Below are 15,472 nucleotides of genomic sequence, written 5' to 3' on the forward strand. Positions count from 1 at the left end.
CCCGGAGGCGCCGCACGGCAGGTCAGGCCACCCGCGGCCGGGGCCGGCCGCCGTGCCGGGCGGAGGCGAGCAGCCCCTTCAGCGTGCTCAGCCAGCCGATGGCGACGAACACCGCGCCGATCAGCAGGCCGACGGTCCCGTTGAGCGGCAGCACGATGCCGACGGCGCCACCGAACACCCAGGCCGTCTGCAGCAGCGTCTCGGAGCGGGCGAACGCCGAGGTGCGCACCAGCTCCGGCACGTCCCGCTGGATCAGCGCGTCCAGGGCCAGCTTGGCCAGTGCCTGCGCGAACCCGGCGACGGCGGCGACACAGGCCACCAGGAACGCCCCGAAGAACAGGGCCGCCACGATGGTCGTGCCGAGCACCACAGCGACGACCGTCACGATGATCACCTCCGGGGCGCGTGACCGCAGCCAGGCCCCGACGGCCGTGCCCAGCGCGTTGCCCGCACCGGCGGCCACCCCGACTATCCCGAGCGAGACCGCGGCGCTCTCGCCGGTCAGCGGGTGCTCGCGCAGCAGGAAGGCGAGGAAGAAGATCAGGAAGCCGGACAGACAGCGCAGGGCGGCGTTGGCACCGAGCGCGTGGGTGACGGCGGGGCCCACCGTCCGCAGCCCCGGCCGCTTCACCTGCTCCCGCCTGCGCTGCGGGCCGTGCAGATGCTGCTCGTCGGCCGCGAGCAGGGCCACGTCCTCGCCCTTGGCCGAGTCCACCCCGGGCGGCAGCGAGAACGACAGGAACGTTCCCCCGACGAAGATCACGAAGGCGCCGTAGAGCGGCCAGGGGTCGCCGGCCCTGTGCAGCCCCGCCGCGACCGGCGCGGCCACACCGGTGGCCAGCAGCCCGGCGAGGGTGACCCGCGAGTTGGCCTTCACCAGCGAGAACCGGGGCGGCAGCAGCCGCGGTACGACCGCGCTGCGCACCACCCCGTACGCCTTCGAGGCGACCAGCACCCCGAGGGCCGCGGGATACAGCTCCAGGCTGCCGCTCGCCACCGCCCCCGAGATGACCAGCGCGAGCAGGGCCCGGGCGAGCATGGCGCCGGCCATCGCGGCGCGCCGCCCGTGCGGCAGCCGGTCCAGGAGGGGCCCGATGACCGGGGCGAGGACCGTGAAGGGCGCCATCGTGATGGCCAGGTAGAGCGCGACCCGCCCCCGCGCCTCGTCGGTCGGCACGGAGAAGAACACCGTGGAGGCGAGCGCCACGGTGACCATGACGTCGCCGGCGCCGTTCACCGCGTGCAGCTCGATCAGCTTGCCCAGGCCCGACTCGCCCGCACCGTGCGCGTGCGTGGCCTTGCGGATGCCCCGCGCGGCACCGGTGACCGGGAAGTGCAGGGCACGCCCGACAGAGCGGACGGCGCCACCGACCCGGCTCGCGCCGCCACCCCGAACACCACGCCTGTCCGCGGTCGCCACGTGCTTCATAGTGCCCCGAGAATGCGGTGGATAGTGCGGTACGGCGCGCAGGGCGGCCGGCCTGCCGCTGACAACGGGCGTTCCCGGGCCGCCGGCCGGCGGCGGCCGGCCGGCGGGAAGCCGGCGGTCAGGGGTGGCCGGGCGGGGAAATCCTGCCGCGTGGCGGCGACGAATCCTGTTCGGTGTAGCGTGCCTATCTCAGCCATAACGCAGAATGGATGGCAGAGGTGCGCCCGAGCGCGCGGATGCATGACGTCGATGCGGTCCCCAGGTCCGCTCCGTCGGCAGGCCCGCCTTCAGGCAGCCGCACTCGACGAGACGGCGTAGGAGAGAAGCGATACCTGTGAGCGCAGCGACCACGCGAAGCCGCACCCCCGACCGTCTGTGCGCCGAGGCGGTCGACCTCGCCCGCGCCGCCGCCGAGGAGGCCGCCGCACCCGGCGTGGTCGGAGAGCACGTCGGCCTCGTCTCCGAGGGCGACCGCGTTGTCACGCACTTCTTCGAGTGCAAGGAACTGGGCTACCGCGGCTGGCGCTGGGCGGCGACCGTGGCCCGCGCCTCCCGCGCCAAGATCGTCACGCTGGACGAGGTGGTCCTCCTCCCCGGCCCCGACGCCCTGCTCGCCCCCGAGTGGGTCCCGTGGAGCGAGCGGCTGCGCCCCGGCGACCTCGGCCCCGGCGACCTGCTCCCCACCGACCAGGACGACCTGCGCCTGGAGCCCGGCTACCTCGGCGACGAGCAGCCGCCGGTGAACTCGGTGGTCTCCCACGAGATGGCCGAGCTGGCGGAGGCCGAGGACGCCGACGTCACCCCCGGCGCCCCCGCCGCCCAGCCCACGACGCCCTCCCGGGGCTCGATCGCCGCCGTCGCCGAGGAAATCGGCATGCGCCGCGCCCGGGTCCTGTCCCGCTACGGCCTGCATGTCGCGGCCGACCGCTGGGAGGAGTCGTACGGCCCGAGGACCGCGATGGCCCAGGCGGCCCCCGCAACCTGCCAGACCTGTGGCTTCCTGAACCCCATCGGCGGCTCCCTCGGCCAGGCCTTCGGCGTCTGCGCCAACGAGTTCTCCCCGGCCGACGGCCGTGTGGTCTCCCTCGCCTACGGCTGCGGCGGCCACTCGGAGGCCGCGGTCATGCCCAAGCCCCCGCAGCCGGCCCCACCGGTCATCGACGAGACCCGGGTGGACCCGTTCCCGCTGCGCCCCGCCCGCGACTCGGGCTCGGTCCCGGAGGCGGGCGACGAGGAGACGGCGGAACTGGGTCACTCGTAGCCGACGCCGGCGCCGCGAGGAGTCATCCGCTGACCGTCTGCCCGCTCTTGTACACGGTGAAGTAGTCGTGTGCGGGAAGGCCGAGCTCGAACACCATGCCGTACCTGCGGCGCAGGTCCGCGACGCTGGTGGAGGCGGGCTCGCGCAGGCACCGCCGGACGGGTGGACCGCCGGGGGAGCACGCCGGCGGTCCCTCGACCAGCCGGCGCCTTCCGCTCTGGCGTACCTGGTCCCAGTCGAGCGTGGCCGTGCCCGCACCGAACAGTTCCCGCGGTTCACCGGTCCCCGGGCCCTGCGGGTCGCCCGCCCTGCCCCGGTAGTAGGAGACGACCTTGGTCGCGTAGCCGAAGTCGTGGCCGAAGGGGACCGCGGAGCCGGCCGGGTCGCCAGCGGTGAGGATGCCGTCGATCGTGTCCGCCACCCGGTGCGGGTCGGCCCCGAAGTAGGCGGTGACGGACATCGTGCAGCGGATCCTGTACCGGTCGTCGCCGTCCTGGAAGAACAGCTCCTTCGCCTTCCCGCCCGTGCACGTGTCCTCCACGTCGAGGAGGCCGAGCGTCAGGGAGGTGTGGGCGTCCCAGTAGGCGATGGTCCTGCGCAGCTCCTGCTCGGTCCGGGTGCGGGCCTTGACCGCCTCGGCGCCGCCGGCGAGTTCGCGCACGGTCTTCGGGCTGGTGGCGCCGCCTTGCGAACACGCGGCCGTCGCCAGCAGTCCCACGGTGCACGCGGTGCCCAGGATGGTTCTGCCACAGCGTCGTCGGCTCACCGCTGTCTCCCCCTTCGGTGTCCGTCACACCGTGCACCGCGGGGGCATCGGGCCGCATGAGTACGCGTACTCACCGTCCGCACGGCCGCCTCCGGGAGCCGTGCCGGCCTGCCGAACTGCTGTCCGGTTACGGGCCGGACGGATGAAACCGGCTGCTCCGTAAGGGGTGCGGCGCGCGGCCGTTCAGCCCCGCGGGGACCCCGCCCCTCGATCATCGCCGCGTCGGCGCTCGGCCGGCCCCGAGGCGAGGAGTGGCCCCATGACGGATCGGAATGTCTCGCGGAAGCGGCCGAGCCGGTGGCGCACCACGTGGGCCGCGGCCGGGGCGGGGCTCGCGGCCCTCTCACTGGCCGTGGGTCTCCAGGACACGGCGGCCGCGTCCGGCACACCCGCTCCGCCGCCACCACGGGGGCGGATCCTCGACTTCCCGCTGGCGGCGATCGGCGGTCTCGTCCGCCCGGAAGCGCCGCCGCCCGGGGCGGACGACTGGAACTGCAAGCCCCCGCGTGAGCACCCGCGCCCGGTCGTCCTGGTGCACGGGACCTTCGCGAACGCCTACGACGACTGGGGCCTGATGTCCCCGTACCTGAAGCAGCTGGGCTACTGCGTCTTCGCCGTCAACTACGGCGGCGCACCCGGCAACCCGGTCAAGGCCACCGCGCACGTCCCGGACTCCGCCCAGCAGATCGCCGCGTACGTCGACCGCGTGCTGAAGGCCACCGGTGCCCGCCAGGTCGACCTCGTCGGTCATTCCCAGGGCGGCGGCGTGACGCCCCGCTGGTACCTGCGGTTCGACGGCGGCACGGACCCCGCGCATCCGGAGCGGGACAAGGTGCACAGCCTCGTCGGCCTGGCGCCGTCCAACCACGGCACGACCGCCTCCGGCCTCGGCACCCTGACCACGAAGCTGGGTCTCAACCCGACCGTGTCCCTCGTCGCCGGCCAGGCGTACGCGGACCAGATGGCCGGCTCCGAGGTGAACACGACGCTGGACCACGGCGGCGACACCCGGCCGGGGGTCGACTACACCGTCATCGCCACCAGGTACGACGAGGTCGTGACCCCCTACACGCATCAGTTCCTGACCGCGGGACCGGGCGCGACCGTCAAGAACATCACGATCCAGGACATCTGCCACGCGGACGTCTCCGAACACCTGTCGATCGCGTACGACGCCAACGCCGCCCAGCTCGTGCGCAACGCCCTCGACCCCGCCCACGCCCAGCCCGTCGACTGCGGTCTCTCCCTGCCCGTACTCGGCGGCTGAGACGGGTCCGCCGCCCGGCCGCCCGGCACCCGGCCGCTCGCCCGCGCTGTACCTTCGTCCTCACGTCGACGAGGAGAGTGGGAACGTGAGCAGCAAGTACGTGCGGCCGGCGGCCGAGGGGGCCGATCCGTTCGGGACGGCCCGGCTGCGCCGTGGTGTTCTCGATGCCTGGGCCACCAGCCCCGCCCGGTTCCGCGAGGACGCCAACGCCGAGGAGGACCTGGTCCTCGGCGGCTACCGGGACCGGCTCGTGGTCGAGCTGGCGCAGAACGCCGCCGACGCAGCCGCCCGTGCGCACACCCCCGGCAGGCTCCGGCTCACGCTCCGGGACGGGGTGCTCGTCGCCGCCAACTCCGGTGCCCCGCTGGACGCGACCGGCGTCGAGTCGCTGTCCACGCTGCGGGCCTCCGCCAAGCGGGACGCCGAGCTCACGCACGGCGCGGTCGGCCGGTTCGGGGTCGGGTTCGCCGCCGTGCTCGCGGTGACCGACGAACCGGCGATCGTGGGCCGGCACGGCGGGGTGCGCTGGTCGCTGGCCGAGGCGCGGGAGCTGGCCGCCGACACCGCCCGGCACAGTCCCGGACTCGGCGACGAGGTCCGGCGCAGGGACGGACACGTACCGCTGCTGCGGCTGCCGTTCGCCGCCGAGGGCACCGCCCCGGAGCCGTACGACACCGCCGTGATCCTGCCCCTGCGGGACACGGCCGCCGCCGATCTCGCCGAGCGGCTGCTGAACGCCGTCGACGACGCGCTGCTCCTCGCCCTGCCGGGCCTTCAGGAGGTCGTCGTGGAGGTCGGTGACGCGGCGCCGCGCGTCCTGCGCCGGCGCACCGAGGGAGCCGTCACCGTCGTGGAGGACTCGCGGGAGGGCACCACGCGGTGGCGTACCGCTTCCGCCCACGGGCCGCTCACCCCCGACCTGCTCGCCGACCGGCCGGTGGAGGAGCGGCTGCGGCCCCGCTGGTCGGTGACCTGGGCCGTACCCGAGGACGCGGAGGGCCGTCCGGTACGCCCCCGTACCACCCCCGTCGTGCACGCGCCCACGCCGAGCGACGAACCCCTCGGTGTCCCCGCCCTCCTCATCGCCTCCTTCCCCCTCGACACCACCCGCCGGCACACCGCGCCCGGTCCGCTCACCGACTTCCTGGTGCAGCGCGCGGCCGACGTCTACGCCGAACTGCTCGCGGGCTGGCGGCCGGTGACGGAGGGGATCATCGACCTCGTGCCCGGGCCGCTCGGCAGGGGCGAGCTGGACGGGGCGCTGCGGCAGGCGGTCCTGGAACGGCTGCCGCGCACCGCTTTCCTGCCGGTCGCCGTGCGGGTGCAGGAGGAGGGCGACGAGCTTCCGGAGGTGCTGCGGCCCCGTGACGCGGAGATCGTGGAAGGCGCCGGGGCGGACACCGTGCGGGTGCTCGCCGAGGTGCTGCCCACGCTGCTGCCCGCCGGTCTCGAACGGCGGGTCGAGCTGCGCACCCTCGGCGTCGCGCGACTGCCGCTCGCCGACGCCGTCGACCGGCTCGCCGGGCTGGAGAAGGACCCCGGCTGGTGGTGGCGGCTCTACGACAGCCTCGCCGGGGTCGACCCGGACCGGCTGTCCGGCCTTCCCGTCCCGCTGGCCGACCGGCGGACCACCATCGGGCCCCGGCAGGTGCTGCTGCCCACCCCGGACGGCGCCCGGATCGACGCGGACGTCCTCGGGCGGCTCGGGCTGAAGGTCGCGCACGAGGACGCGGTGCACCCGCTGCTGGAGAAGCTGGGCGCGCTGCCCGCCACCGCGCGCGCGGTGCTGACCACCCCGCAGGTGCGGGCCGCCGTCGCCGCCTCGCTGGACGAGGAGGGCGGCATCGGGGGCTGGGAAGAGGACGCTCCGGATGCCGAGGAGCTCGCCGACACCGTGCTCTCCCTGGTCCGGGACGCGGGTCTGGAGCCCGGTGACGAACCCTGGCTGGGGGCGCTGGCCCTGCCCGACGAGGACGGGGAGCTCGCCCCCGCCGGTGAACTCGTCCTCCCCGGCAGTCCGTTCGCCCGGGTGATCCGCGAGGGAGAACTGCCGGCCGTGGACCACGACCTGGCCGAGAAGTGGGGCGAACAGCCGCTCACCGCCTGCGGGGTGCTCGCGAACTTCGCGCTGGTCCGCGCCGCCGACGTGGTCCTCGACCCGGACGAGCTGGAGCCCCGCGAGGGCGACTTCGCCGAACCCGACGACGCGGGGCTGCTGGACGCCGTCGACGTGTGGTGCGAGGACATCCTCGACCGCTTCCCGGACAGCCCGGTGCCGCCGGTCGCCACCGAGCTGGTCGCCGTGCGCGATCTGGACCTGGTGGACGACGAGCACTGGCCGCAGGTGCTCGCGCTGCTCGCCCAGCCGCCCCTGCGGGACGCCCTCACCCAGCCGGTCCGGATCCTGCTGCACGACGGCACGCACGACACCGTACGGCCGTACACCGCGTGGTGGCTGCGCGGGCATCCGGTCCTGGACGGCCGCCGGCCCGCCGGTCTGCTCGCGGCGGGCGGGGACCCGCTGCTGCGCGGCCTGTACGACGAGGCCGACGCCACCGGGTTCGAGGACGAGCAGGTGCTGCGGGCGCTGGGCGTGCGGACCTCGGTGGCGGCCCTGCTGGACGAGCCCGGCGGCGCCGCCGAGCTGCTGGACCGGCTGGCCGACCCGGAGCGGCCGGTCACCCCGGGTCAACTGCACGGGCTGTACGGGGCGCTGGCGGAGCTGGATCCGGAGCAGGTGACCCTGCCGGACGAGCTGCGGGCCGTGGTCGACGGGCGGGTGGAGGTCGTGGACGCCGCCGATGCCGTCGTGGTCGACTCGCCCGACCTGCTGCCCTTCACCTCCTCGGTGCCGCTGCTGCCCGTCCGCCCGGCCCGGGCCGCCGAGCTGGCGGAGCTGTTCCAGGTGCGCCGGCTGAGCGAGTCCGTCACCGGCGAGGTGCACTCCGAGGGGACCGAGCACGCGGTGCCGGAGCCGGTGCGGGTACTGCTCGGGGCGCGTACGCCGCAGACGTACGTCGAGCACGAGGAGCTGGTCGTGGACGGGGTGGAGATCGACTGGCGGCTCACCGACGACGGGGTGCTGCACGCGGCCACGCTGGAGGGCGTCGCGGCGGGCCTGGCCTGGGCGGCGGGGCAGTGGCCGCGGCGCTTCGAGGTGGCGGCCCTGCTGGAGGACCCGTCCCGGACGGAGGAGCTGGCCAGGGACCGCTGGTTCGACTGACGACGCCCGGCGACACCGCCGGGCAGCGTCTGGTTCCAGCCTCCAGAAATCTGTTACACAACTTTCAACTTCCGTACAACCGTTCCCCTGGGTGCCGAGTCTGACCACTGGAAACATCAGTCTCCACACAGGGGAACGCATGCGCATTCGAGCCACCGTGGCCGCCGTCTCCGGCGCCCTGGCCCTCTCCGCCTTCGCCGTGCCGGCCGCCCAGGCCGCCGACGGCTCCGTGTCGCCCTCCAAGGCCGACATCCTGAAGATCCGGGAGGCCGCCCAGGCCGCCTCCTCGGGCAAGACCGCGTTCGCCGCCTCGGACGACAGCGGCGCGCCGTACGCGATGGACGTCACCTTCTCCAACTTCAAGATCGCCGGTGCGGTCAAGGTCGGAACGACCAACCACGTCGCCACCACGGTCACCTACACGCTGACCCACGGCGCCGACGTCGACATCACCGCCGACGACTTCCTCACCGGGCCCTACATCTACAAGGGCTCGTACGACACGCCGGACAACATGCTGTTCGGCGACTACCCGGCCACCTGCACGGCCACCTCGTCGACCACCGCCAGCTGCAAGGGCGACATCGACGTCTACCCGGCCGACGGCGAGCTCGTGAACACTGACTCGGGCACGTGGCACGGTGCGGCCCTCGCCATCGCGTACAACGGCCAGGACCCGTCCAGCGCCGACTTCGACATCACCAAGGTCGGTTACGCCGACCAGGGCGGTCTCGGCACCACGCTGGTCCAGCGCTACTCCAAGCTGACGGTCAACGCCTCGCCCGAGCCGGTGGCGAAGGGCCGGACCATCACGGTCACCGGCAAGCTCTCCCGGGCCAACTGGGAGGACAACCAGTACCACGGCTACACCGGCCAGCCGGTGAAGCTGCAGTTCCGCAAGAAGGGCTCCAGCACCTACACCACGCTGAAGACCGTCACGACGGACTCCACGGGCAACCTGAAGACCACGACCACCGCGTCGGTCGACGGCTACTACCGCTACTCCTTCGCGGGCACCCCGACCACCCCGGCGGTCAACGCCACGGGTGACTTCGTCGACGTGCAGTAAGGGCGGGTGTTCCGGCCCCGGACGCCTTGCGCCTCCGGTGGCCGGAACGTTTCCTCTCACTTGTGTCATGGACTGGCAATGCAGCCCCAAAATCTGGCCGGGAATCGCTGCTGCCGTACAACCCGCCGCAGGGGTCACGGATCTGATCGCTTGAGTCAACCGACTCCACGATCACTCCTCCCTCCAGGGGAACGCACATGCGCATTCGTGCCACCGTGGCCGCCGTCTCCGGCGCCCTGGCCCTCACCGCCCTCGCAGTCCCGGCCGCGCAGGCCGTCACCGACTCGGGCACGCCGTACACGCTGAACGCGAGCTTCTCCAACGTCTCGATCGCCAAGGCGATCAAGGTGGGCACCACCAACGAGGTCAGCGTCTCGTACTCGTACACGCTGACGCACGGCGCCGACGTGGACATCACCGCGAAGGACTTCTTCACGGACGCCTTCCTCTACCACGGCACCTACAGCGACACCGCCCCCGAGCTGTACGGCGACAACCCGGCGACCTGCACCGCCACCTCCTCGACGACGGCCGCCTGCACGGGGTCCGTCAACATCTACCCGGCCGACGGCGACCTGAAGAACGCCCTGGCCGGCAGCTGGAGCGTGGCCGCCGAGGCCGTCGCCTTCAACGGCCAGGACCAGCAGAACCCCGACATGAGCAAGGTCGGCTACAAGGACCAGAGCGGCCTCGGCAGCACCCTGGTCCAGCGCTACTCCAAGCTGACGACCACCGTCAGCTCGACGTCCGTCTACAAGGGCAAGACGTTCACGGTCTCGGGCAAGCTGTCCCGCGCCAACTGGGAGGACCACCAGTACCACGGCTACACCGGCCAGCCGGTCCAGCTCCAGTTCCGCAAGGCGGGCACCAGCACGTACACCACGGTCAAGACGGTCACCACGGACTCGTACGGCAACCTGAAGACCACGGCCACCGCCAACTACAGCGGCTACTGGCGCTACAGCTTCGCCGGTACCTCCACGACCCCGGCGGTCAGCGCCACGGGTGTCTACGTCGGCGTGAAGTGACGTAACGCCCCGAGGGGCACGGGGAACCGCGCGACCACCCCAACGGTCCCGCGGTTCCCCACCGGCACACGCCGGCTTCGGACCCCGGCCCGGTCACGGTGCGCCCGGGCGCCGCGTTCCCTGGCCCCGAACGCCTGGGACAGGAACTCGATCTCCGCAGCGGCCGTCAGTCGGGAAACCGGCGGGCGACCCATCTCCACAGCCATTCCAGGGCCGCCGAAGCCACCACCGCGATCCCGACGGCAGTCCATGGCATCTCCAGGCCGACCAGCTTCAGCGCGAAGAAGCGCTGCAGCGTCGGGACGGCCAGGACCAGCAGGAACGCGACGCCCATCGCGGCGACCAGGGTCACCCGCCACCAGGTGTAGGGGCGGGCGACGATCGCCAGGATCCACATGGAGACCAGGAAGAGGGTCAGTGTGGCGGCGCTGGTCTCCGCGTCCAGCTGGCCCGGTCCGGTGTAGTGATGCCGCGCCATCAGGTACGTGAGGAAGGTCGCCGCCCCGGCCAGCACCCCGCCCGGGATGGAGTACCGCATCACCCGGCGGACGAAATGCGGTTTCGCCCGCTCCTTGTTGGGCGCCAGGGCCAGGAAGAACGCCGGGACGCCGATGGTGAGGGTGGAGAGCAGGGTCAGATGCCGGGGCAGGAACGGATACTCCACCTGCCAGCACACCACCAGGACCGCCAGCAGCACCGAGTAGACGGTCTTCACCAGGAACAGCGTCGCCACGCGCGTGATGTTGCCGATCACCCGGCGGCCCTCGCCCACCACCGACGGCAGGCTCGCGAAGCTGTTGTCCAGCAGCACGATCTGCGCCACGGCCCGCGTCGCCTCCGAGCCGGAGCCCATGGCGACCCCGATGTCGGCGTCCTTCAGGGCGAGCACGTCGTTCACCCCGTCGCCGGTCATCGCCACCGTGTGCCCGTCCGACTGGAGCGCGCCCACCATCTCGCGCTTCTGCTGCGGGGTGACCCGACCGAAGACCGTGCCCCCGTCCAACGCCGCCGCCATGCCGGGCCGGTCGGCGGGCAGGTGCCGCGCGTCCACCGTCGTACCCTCCAGGCCGAGCTTGCCGGCGACCGCGCCGACCGACACCGCGTTGTCGCCGGAGATGACCTTGGCGCGGACGTTCTGGTCCGCGAAATACCGCAGGGTGTCGGCGGCGTCGGGCCGCAGCCGCTGCTCCAGGACGACCAGGGCGGTGGGGCGGGCGCCCCGGGCCGGTTCGGCGTCGTCCAGGTCGCGGGCGGCGCGGGCCAGCAGCAGCACCCGCAGCCCCCGCTCGTTCAGGCGCTCGGTGTCGGCCAGGGCCGGGGCGCCGTCGGCGAGCAGCACGTCCGGGGCGCCGAGCAGCCAGGTGCTGGTCTCGCCGTCGGCCTCGCTGAACGCGGCCCCGCTGTACTTGCGGGCCGAGGAGAAGGGCAGCGACTCCACGCAGCGCCAGTCCTCGCTGTCCGGGTAGGCGTCGATGATCGCCTGGAGCGAGGCGTTGGGGCGCGGGTCCGACTCGCCGAGCGCGCCGAGCACCTTGCGTACGTAACCCTCGTCGGCGCCGTCGAGCGGCCGCAGCTCGGTGACGTCCATGCCGCCCTCGGTGAGCGTGCCCGTCTTGTCCAGGCAGACGGTGTCGACGCGGGCCAGGCCTTCGATCGCCGGCAGCTCCTGCACCAGGCACTGCTGGCGCCCGAGCCGGATGACGCCGATCGCGAAGGCGACGGAGGTGAGCAGCACCAGCCCCTCCGGGACCATCGGGACGATGCCGCCGACCGTGCGGGCGACGGAGTCCTTGAAGCCGGTGCTCTTGACGACGAGCTGGGTGATGACGAGTCCGACGGCCGCCGGGACCATCATCCAGGTGACGTACCTGAGGATCGTGGAGATGCCGGTGCGCAGCTCGGAGTGGACCAGGGTGAAGCGGGACGCCTCCTCGGCGAGCTGGGCGGCGTAGGCCTCGCGGCCCACCTTGGTCGCCTTGAAGGCGCCGCCGCCGGCGACCACGAAGCTGCCGGACATGACCGGGTCGCCGGGGCGTTTGACGACGGGGTCGGCCTCGCCCGTGAGCAGCGATTCGTCGATCTCCAGCCCGTCGGCCTCCGCGCACACCCCGTCGACCACGACCTTGTCACCGGGCCCGATCTCGATCAGGTCGTCCAGCACGATCTCGCCGGTGGCGACCTCGGTGGCTCTGCCGTCCCGGCGCACGGTCGGCCGGGCCTCCCCGATCACCGCGAGCGAGTCGAGGGTCTGCTTGGCCCGCCACTCCTGGACGATGCCGATGCCGGTGTTGGCGAGGATCACGAAGCCGAAGAGGCTGTCCTGGATGGGCGCGACGAACAGCGTGATCAGCCAGAGCACGCCGATGATCGCGTTGAACCGGGTGGAGACGTTGGCCCGGACGATCTCCCCGAGCGACCGGCTGCTGCGCACGGGCACGTCGTTGACCAGGCCGCGCCGGACGCGCTCCGCCACTTCGGCACCGGTCAGCCCCGCCGCGGCGCTCCTCGGCAGGGCCACGGGGTGCACGGGGTCGAGTTCGGCTCCCGCGTCTATATGGCTCATGCATTCGACGGTACGTGCCGATTTGCCCCCTTGCCCGCTTTCCGGCCAACCGGGGACCGGCGGGCCGCGCCGACCGGCGGATCTACTCGGCCGGCGTCTCCTGCAGGGCCGCCGCCCGCTTCAGCGCGGCGTCCCGCCTGCGGACGTACCAGATGCCGATCAGCCCCAGTCCGCCCCCGGCCAGGCAGGTCCACAGCCACCACAGATGACCGTGGTCCCGGAACCAGCCGTAGAAGGGCAGCTGGACCAGGAAGAGCACGAACCACACGATCGTGCCGCCGGTGATGGTGGCGACCACGGGCCCCTCCAGGGGCTCCGGCGCCTCGTGCTTGGGGGTCCACTTGGCCATGCGCACAGCTTAAGCGCCGCCCCTCCCCGGGCTTCGTCTACGCGCGGAGATAGCGATCTCGCAGTCATACGTTCATACTGAAACCGTTTGTCTCTGACCACTTCTGCTCGTATGAAACTCCAACGCGGCTCGGGGGAACCCCGTCGGAGATGAGGTCTCGCATGTCCACCTCGGCACCCGCCAAGGCACCCACCCCCGAGAAGCCGGGTGGCGCGCCCGCCTTCGGCGCCCTCGACCGCTACTTCAAGATCTCCGAGCGCGGCAGCTCCGTCGCCCGTGAGATCCGTGGCGGTTTCGCCACCTTCTTCGCGATGGCGTACATCATCGTGCTGAACCCGATCATCCTGGGCAGCGCGAAGGACATGTACGGACACCATCTGGACAACGGCCAGCTGGTGACGGCGACCGCGCTCACGGCCGCGTTCACCACGCTCCTGATGGGCGTCATCGGCAACGTGCCGATCGCGCTGGCCGCCGGCCTCGGGGTGAACTCCGTCGTCGCCCTCCAGCTGGCGCCCCGTATGTCCTGGCCGGACGCCATGGGCATGGTCGTCCTGGCGGGCATCGTGGTCATGCTCCTCGTCGCCACGGGCCTGCGCGAGCGCGTGATGAACGCTGTGCCGTTCGGCCTGCGCAAGGCGATCTCGATCGGTATCGGCCTGTTCATCATGCTGATCGGCCTGGTCGACTCCGGCTTCATCACCCGTATGCCGGACGCCGCCCAGACCACCGTCCCGGTCCAGCTCGGCACGGGCGGCCATCTGCACGGCTGGCCGGTGCTGATCTTCATCCTGGGCGCGCTGCTCACCTTCGCGCTGATCGTCCGCAGGACGCCGGGCGCGATCCTGATCTCGATCGTCGGCATGACCGTGCTCGCGGTGATCATCAACGCGGTCACCACGGTCCCGTCCTGGGGCCTGACGGTCCCGAAGTGGCCGGGCAACCCGGTCTCCACCCCCGACTTCGGCCTGGTCGGCCAGGTCAGCCTGTTCGGCGGCTTCTCCAAGGTCGGCGCGCTGACCGGCGTCCTGTTCGTCTTCACGGTCCTGCTGTCGTGCTTCTTCGACGCGATGGGCACGATCATGGGCGTCAGTGACGAGGCCAAGCTGACCGACGCCGAGGGCTACATGCCGGGCATCAACAAGGTGCTCTTCATCGACGGCCTCGCGGTCGCGGCGGGCGGCGCCAGCTCCTCCTCGGCCACCACCGCGTTCGTGGAGTCCACGGCCGGCGTCGGCGAGGGAGCCCGTACGGGCCTCGCGAACGTCGTCACGGGCGGCCTGTTCGCCGTCGCGCTGTTCCTCACCCCGATCGCCACGATGGTCCCCTCCCAGGCGGCCACCCCGGCACTGGTCGCGGTCGGCTTCCTGATCCTGTCGAACTCCATCAAGGAGATCGACTGGGCGGACTACACCATCGCGATCCCGGCGTTCGTGACGATGCTGATGATGCCGTTCACCTACTCGATCACCAACGGCATCGGCATGGGCTTCATCACCTTCACGGTGCTGCGCCTGGCCGCCGGCCGGTTCCGGGACATCCCGGTGGCGATGTACGTCGTCTCGGCGGTCTTCGCCTTCTACTACCTGATGCCGGCCCTGGGTCTGACCTGAGCCATGGCGTGCGGCGTCAGGTGACGCCGTAGAACCTCTCCGTCTCCTCGACGGCGGCCTGGAACCGTTCGTCGAAGTCGTCCCGGATGAGCGTGCGGACCACATAGTCCTGCACGCTCATTCCTCTTTTCGCCGCATGGTGCCGGAGCCTTTCGAGCAGCTCCCGGTCCATCCGCAGGCTGAGCACACTGGTCCCCATGCCTACGAGGGTCGCCACATCCGGCCGTCCGATGCGTCACTTTCCTGAACCGACTCACCCATATGGGTGATCGTCGGAGTCAGTGGCGGGCATCACGGGGTATCAGGCGTGTCGCGGTGGTCTTTAGCGAGAGTAATGAGTTACTCTAAGGAACATGCCGGACCTCACCCATGGCGACGACGCAGCCGCCGTGAACTCCCTCCGCTCCGCTGTCATGCGGTTGTCCCGTCGGCTCAAGCACCAGCGGGTCGACGAGTCGCTGAGCCCCACCGAGATGTCGGTGCTCGGCACCCTCTCCCGCTGCGGCTCGGCCACACCGGGCGAGCTGGCCCGCAAGGAGCACGTCCAGCCGCCGTCGATGACCCGCATCGTCGCGCTGCTCGAGGCCAAGGGACTGGTCCGGCTGGAGCCGCACCCCGAGGACCGGCGCCAGAAGGTCGTCACCCAGACCGAGCAGGCCGAGGCGATGCTCGAGGAGAGCCGCCGCAAGCGCAACGCCTTCCTGGCCGGCCTGGTCGAGGGCCTCGACGAGGACGAGTGGGCCGCCCTGCGCGCCGCCGCCCCCGTGCTGGAGAAGCTCGCACACCTGTAAACCGCTGCCTGAGGAGTGAGCCGTAGGGCGCGGGGGGGGGGGGGGGGGGGGGGGGGGGGGGGGGGGGAGGGGGGGGGGGGGCGGGGAGGGGGGGTTAGGATGGTATGGGTTGC

At 72.2% G+C, this 15,472-nt stretch carries 12 protein-coding genes; 7 read left to right on the forward strand and 5 right to left on the reverse strand.

What is annotated here, in order from left to right; all coding sequences use genetic code 11:
- Positions 1-22 precede the first annotated feature (22 nt).
- The gene (locus ACZ7HQ_RS19485; protein WP_470991072.1) at positions 23-1,429 is read right to left on the reverse strand and encodes an MFS transporter; all 1,407 of its coding nucleotides are present in this window, start codon (positions 1,427-1,429) and stop codon (positions 23-25) included.
- 334 nt (positions 1,430-1,763) lie between these two features.
- Between ACZ7HQ_RS19485 and ACZ7HQ_RS19490 the strand changes: the two genes are divergently transcribed.
- The gene (locus ACZ7HQ_RS19490; RefSeq protein ID WP_470991074.1) at positions 1,764-2,690 is read left to right on the forward strand and encodes a DUF3027 domain-containing protein; all 927 of its coding nucleotides are present in this window, start codon (positions 1,764-1,766) and stop codon (positions 2,688-2,690) included.
- 22 nt (positions 2,691-2,712) lie between these two features.
- Here the strand turns inward: ACZ7HQ_RS19490 and ACZ7HQ_RS19495 are convergent, their stop codons facing one another.
- Positions 2,713-3,456, reverse strand: coding sequence for a hypothetical protein (locus ACZ7HQ_RS19495; RefSeq protein WP_470991076.1), 744 nt, complete (start codon positions 3,454-3,456; stop codon positions 2,713-2,715).
- 259 nt (positions 3,457-3,715) lie between these two features.
- On the opposite strand from ACZ7HQ_RS19495, the gene ACZ7HQ_RS19500 reads away from it, so the two are divergent.
- The 4 genes from ACZ7HQ_RS19500 (at position 3,716) to ACZ7HQ_RS19515 (ending at position 10,043) form a co-directional block, all read left to right on the forward strand.
- Positions 3,716-4,723 carry an esterase/lipase family protein gene (locus ACZ7HQ_RS19500; RefSeq protein ID WP_470991078.1) on the forward strand — a complete coding sequence of 336 codons (1,008 nt, stop codon included), beginning with the start codon at positions 3,716-3,718 and terminating at the stop codon, positions 4,721-4,723.
- Positions 4,724-4,808: 85 nt separating this feature from the next.
- On the forward strand, positions 4,809-7,946 hold the full coding sequence (locus tag ACZ7HQ_RS19505) for a sacsin N-terminal ATP-binding-like domain-containing protein (protein ID WP_470991080.1): 3,138 nt from the start codon (positions 4,809-4,811) through the stop codon (positions 7,944-7,946).
- A 139-nt stretch (positions 7,947-8,085) separates the two neighbouring features.
- Positions 8,086-9,015, forward strand: a complete 930-nt coding sequence (locus ACZ7HQ_RS19510) for a hypothetical protein (RefSeq protein WP_470991082.1) — start codon at positions 8,086-8,088, stop codon at positions 9,013-9,015.
- Positions 9,016-9,212: 197 nt separating this feature from the next.
- Complete coding sequence (locus ACZ7HQ_RS19515; protein ID WP_470991084.1) at positions 9,213-10,043, forward strand: hypothetical protein; 831 nt, start codon at positions 9,213-9,215, stop codon at positions 10,041-10,043.
- Positions 10,044-10,209: 166 nt separating this feature from the next.
- On the opposite strand, the gene ACZ7HQ_RS19520 is transcribed toward ACZ7HQ_RS19515, so the two are convergent.
- Positions 10,210-12,606 carry a cation-translocating P-type ATPase gene (locus tag ACZ7HQ_RS19520; protein WP_470991086.1) on the reverse strand — a complete coding sequence of 799 codons (2,397 nt, stop codon included), beginning with the start codon at positions 12,604-12,606 and terminating at the stop codon, positions 10,210-10,212.
- A gap of 82 nt (positions 12,607-12,688) precedes the next feature.
- Positions 12,689-12,955: a DUF2530 domain-containing protein gene (locus ACZ7HQ_RS19525; protein ID WP_470991088.1), complete on the reverse strand. Its 267-nt coding sequence runs from the start codon at positions 12,953-12,955 to the stop codon at positions 12,689-12,691.
- Positions 12,956-13,116: 161 nt separating this feature from the next.
- Between ACZ7HQ_RS19525 and ACZ7HQ_RS19530 the strand changes: the two genes are divergently transcribed.
- Complete coding sequence (locus ACZ7HQ_RS19530; RefSeq protein ID WP_470991090.1) at positions 13,117-14,568, forward strand: NCS2 family permease; 1,452 nt, start codon at positions 13,117-13,119, stop codon at positions 14,566-14,568.
- Positions 14,569-14,584: 16 nt separating this feature from the next.
- On the opposite strand, the gene ACZ7HQ_RS19535 is transcribed toward ACZ7HQ_RS19530, so the two are convergent.
- The gene (locus ACZ7HQ_RS19535) at positions 14,585-14,767 is read right to left on the reverse strand and encodes a ribbon-helix-helix protein, CopG family (RefSeq protein ID WP_388804153.1); all 183 of its coding nucleotides are present in this window, start codon (positions 14,765-14,767) and stop codon (positions 14,585-14,587) included.
- A gap of 154 nt (positions 14,768-14,921) precedes the next feature.
- Between ACZ7HQ_RS19535 and ACZ7HQ_RS19540 the strand changes: the two genes are divergently transcribed.
- Entirely contained in the window at positions 14,922-15,359 is a 438-nt protein-coding gene (locus tag ACZ7HQ_RS19540; RefSeq protein WP_351029110.1) for a MarR family winged helix-turn-helix transcriptional regulator, read from the forward strand.
- The last annotated feature ends 113 nt before the right edge of the window (positions 15,360-15,472 follow it).

It is taken from the genome of Streptomyces sp. NPDC037290, from assembly GCF_055603245.1.